Annotated in this window: 2 protein-coding genes; one reads left to right on the top strand and one right to left on the bottom strand. The window is 36.3% G+C overall.

Features of this window, described 5'->3' with window-relative positions:
- Nucleotides 1–39 precede the first annotated feature (39 nt).
- Complete coding sequence (locus J502_RS16100) at nucleotides 40–360, top strand: hypothetical protein (RefSeq protein ID WP_052026715.1); 321 nt, start codon at nucleotides 40–42, stop codon at nucleotides 358–360.
- A 300-nt stretch (nucleotides 361–660) separates the two neighbouring features.
- Here the strand turns inward: J502_RS16100 and J502_RS16095 are convergent, their stop codons facing one another.
- Nucleotides 661–855, bottom strand: a complete 195-nt coding sequence (locus tag J502_RS16095; protein WP_034684720.1) for a hypothetical protein — start codon at nucleotides 853–855, stop codon at nucleotides 661–663.
- Nucleotides 856–971 lie beyond the last annotated feature (116 nt).

Here is a 971-nt window from a genome sequence, read left to right as displayed (position 1 = left end):
AACATTCCGTTTTAAACAAATCGCTTAGGAGCGTAAACCATGAGCCAAAAACAAGTATTTACCGTAATCGGTATTGACCCAAGCCAAGGCACATTTACAGATCAGAAGACTGGCCGCAGTGTGAATTATGACAGTACAAATTTCAATGTGCTTGTTCCAGTTAAAAATGGTCATGGCATGAAGGCAGCAGTTCAGAAAATGCCAGGTGCAGGAAATTATCAACGCTTTAAAGATATTCAGCTTCCATGCGAAATGGAGTTCGAATTTAACCTTGAGTTCAGCGGACAATTCCCAAAAACAACGTTGATCAATGTGACTAAAACCGTTGTAAACAAAGACTTAGGCCCTAAGATAGCCTGATTTCGCATAATGTAGTCCAGATTATGTTACATAGCCGATTTGCAACTATTTTTAGAGCAAATCGGCGTTATTTAACATTAATCTGCATTATGCGACATCTTAATGATATTTGAGCGAGGAGAGAGGAGGATGAGCGCAGCGACAGACCGACCGACCGAACGAGCGAAAATATCATTTTAGAGTAGGGCACACTGCTATCTAATAGTGTGCCTGACTGCGGAAAGTTTTTTGCAATATGCTCTATGAGCTATATATAACGGAGCTTTCAGGCTTATTGAGAACTTTTCTTATTTAATTGTTTTATTCTTCTATTTTTAAGCTTCCGTTTTCAGTTATTCCAACTTTATTTAGTGTCATCTCTAATATTTTATGCACTATTTCACTTTCAGATTTAAGGGGCTTAAATCCTTTCATAATTAATTTTTTATTTATTAAATTGAATCTCTCTTCTAAAGCTTCCTGTTCCCAAGCATTCAATTTGACAGTCTGAGGCATTTTTTTAACCAAATATCAAGATATACATTGCTATAAGCGTATACGTTTTTTTATAAATATGCTTGCATATACCGGTATACCTGTTGTATTTTGTATCCGTTAGTATACCGGTATAC

This window comes from Acinetobacter sp. 1294596 (assembly GCF_000582925.1).
GTDB classification, from domain to species: Bacteria; Pseudomonadota; Gammaproteobacteria; order Pseudomonadales; family Moraxellaceae; genus Acinetobacter; species Acinetobacter radioresistens.
This window is presented reverse-complemented; position numbering and strand designations above follow the sequence as displayed.

Excerpts from the sequence above, each read along its gene's own strand:
- J502_RS16095 (WP_034684720.1), bottom strand. The coding sequence starts at position 855 with ATGCCTCAGACTGTCAAATTGAATGCTTGGGAACAGGAAGCTTTAGAA.
- J502_RS16100 (WP_052026715.1), top strand. The coding sequence starts at position 40 with ATGAGCCAAAAACAAGTATTTACCGTAATCGGTATTGACCCAAGCCAA.